The 400-nt window shown below is 47.2% G+C and carries 1 protein-coding gene; it reads right to left on the reverse strand.

The annotated features are described in order from the left end of the window. A partial coding sequence (locus DEO48_RS17545) for a GTP-binding protein (protein ID WP_019704641.1) occupies positions 1-210 on the reverse strand: 210 nt, incomplete at its 3' end. Positions 211-400: the final 190 nt, after the last annotated feature.

Raw genomic sequence — 400 nt, forward strand, 5'->3', positions numbered from 1 at the left:
GTACTCAACGTGAGAGGTGTTGATGGTGATACCACGAGCTTTTTCTTCTGGTGCGTTATCGATCTGATCGAATGCACGAGCAGAACCACCGTAGGTTTTTGCCAGAACGGTAGTGATTGCAGCGGTCAGCGTTGTTTTACCATGGTCAACGTGGCCGATAGTACCGACGTTAACGTGCGGTTTTGTACGTTCAAACTTTTCTTTAGACATCGATTGTCCCTCTAAGACACGGATAAATCGGTGATATCACCACATCAACCAGGCGAAATGCCTGAATTGTTGAATACAGTAAAATTGAAACAGAGAGAAACGGGAAGGAGAAGTGAAGTGGTGCTGATACCCAGAGTCGAACTGGGGACCTCACCCTTACCAAGGGTGCGCTCTACCAACTGAGCCATAT

It is taken from the genome of Enterobacter sp. CGMCC 5087 (assembly GCF_003144775.1).
Classification (GTDB): domain Bacteria; phylum Pseudomonadota; class Gammaproteobacteria; order Enterobacterales; family Enterobacteriaceae; genus Enterobacter; species Enterobacter cloacae_M.